Source organism: Marinobacter vulgaris (genome assembly GCF_003344045.1).
Taxonomy (GTDB): domain Bacteria; phylum Pseudomonadota; class Gammaproteobacteria; order Pseudomonadales; family Oleiphilaceae; genus Marinobacter; species Marinobacter vulgaris.
Window position 1 is genome coordinate 1 of sequence record NZ_QFWX01000021.1, and the last position, 1,899, is coordinate 1,899.

Here is a 1,899-nt window from a genome sequence, read left to right on the forward strand (position 1 = left end):
AACGTTCTTCTGCTGAACTGAGGGAATATTTGAAAGACAATGGCGTGTTGTTTGATCTGAAAGGTGTGCTGCCTTTGGGCGAGGCCGACTTGCGGTTGTAACTCCGATTATTGATTTAAATATAACCAGCCTGCGGGTTGGTTTTTTATGAATGATTGTTTTGTGACCCAATTATTTTGCCATACACCGATTTATCTATTATTATCGGTTTTGACTTTTCGGTCATTTCAATTGCAGTGAATTTAATAGGGTTTTGATTCCATGGCAAAGATTAACGATTACTACCAAAAAAAACAGCTTATGGAAAAGCTATCTGAAGAACTGGCGAACCTGGAACAGGACCAGGCTCTGAAGAGTGAGCTTGAGTTTGAAAACAAAGTTCGCGAGTTAATGAAACAATATGACAAGTCGCCGAAAGACGTTCTTCAGATTCTGGGCGCNAGGCAGCCGGCCGAAGCGGCCGATGAAGACTTATAAGAACCCGCACACCGGTGAGGTTGTTCAGACCCGTGGTGGTAATCACAAGGTTCTGAATGAGTGGCGGAAGAAGCACGGGAAAGAAACTGTGCAGAGTTGGCAGCAGGATTGATCGGGTTTTAGATTTGCCCGTGGTGTCGGATTACGGCTTTGCCTGATCCGACTTACCTTGCCTCTCCGGACACTATCACTCGATTTCTCCCGCCTTCCTTCGCCACATACAACGCCTCATCCGCCTGCTGCAACCATTGCATGTGATTCTCCGGCCCTTCGGTCAACGGCGCGATGCCGATGCTGACGGTGTACTTGATGGGCGCGGTGGTGGTTTGCACCGGGGTGTTCTGGATGGCTTCGCGGATGCGTTCGCAGATGATGCGCGCGCCCTCGGCGTCGGTTTCCGGCAGGATGATGCCGAACTCTTCGCCGCCGTAGCGTCCCAGGCTGTCGGATTGACGCAGGCTGTCTCGCACCACGTTGGCGGCATGCTTGATGACTTCGTCGCCGGCCAGGTGACCATGGGTGTCATTCACCGGTTTGAAGTGGTCGATGTCGAGCATCACCAGGCAGGTGGGGTGGCCGTAGCGGCGATGGCGCTCAAACTCGGCGTCGATGAGGTTTTCCCAGGTGCCGCGGTTGAGCAGGCCGGTGAGGCGGTCGGTCATGCTCAGTTTGGCCAGCTGCTCGTTGGCTCTTTCCAGGGCCCGTTTATTGGTGGCGATGTCGGTGACGTCGTAGACCATCAGGCAGATTTTATTAACTTTCCCGTCCAGCCCGGCAAGTTGGCGGCCGCGTTCGGGGAAAAACGCCAGATTGTTGGCTTTGATATCAACTCCAAGCGCATTGCCCAATTAAAAGACGGTGTGGATTTTACCCGTGAGGTTTCCGGAGAAGAACTGGCGGCATCGAAGGGATTGTCCTTTGCCGATTCCCTGGAAGGTATTCGCGACTGTCAGATTTATATTGTGACGGTGCCTACGCCGATTGATGAGTTTAAAACTCCCGATTTAACACCACTGGTTAAAGCCAGCGAGAGTGTGGGTAAAGTGCTCAAGCGTGGTGATATTGTTATTTATGAGTCCACGGTTTATCCGGGTGCCACGGAAGAAGTGTGCGTTCCGATCCTGGAGAAAGTGTCCGGGCTCGTCTTCAATCAGGACTTTCATGCCGGATACAGCCCGGAGCGGATTAATCCCGGTGATAAAGAGCACCGTGTCACCACCATAAAAAAGGTTACTTCGGGGTCAACACCGGAAACCGCCACGGAAGTAGATGAGCTTTATGCGGGCATTATTACCGCCGGTACCCACAAGGCCAGTTCCATCAAAGTGGCCGAAGCGGCGAAGGTGATTGAGAATACCCAGCGTGATTTGAACATCGCGTTGATGAATGAGTTATCGATGATCTTTTCAAAGCTAAAAATCG

At 51.6% G+C, this 1,899-nt stretch carries 1 protein-coding gene and 2 pseudogenes; 2 read left to right on the forward strand and 1 reads right to left on the reverse strand.

Annotated features, from left to right (window positions below; translation table 11 throughout):
• Window positions 1–261 precede the first annotated feature (261 nt).
• Window positions 262–589: pseudogene (locus tag DIT71_RS18455) on the forward strand (histone-like nucleoid-structuring protein, MvaT/MvaU family).
• A 52-nt stretch (window positions 590–641) separates the two neighbouring features.
• Here the strand turns inward: DIT71_RS18455 and DIT71_RS17555 are convergent.
• Window positions 642–1,256, reverse strand: a pseudogene (locus DIT71_RS17555) (GGDEF domain-containing protein); the annotation flags it as partial.
• Between DIT71_RS17555 and DIT71_RS17560 the strand changes: the two are divergent.
• Window positions 1,230–1,899: nucleotide sugar dehydrogenase (locus DIT71_RS17560; protein WP_114614519.1), on the forward strand; the 670-nt coding region annotated here is incomplete at its 3' end. The pseudogene DIT71_RS17555 and the gene DIT71_RS17560 sit on opposite strands and share 27 nt — an antisense overlap.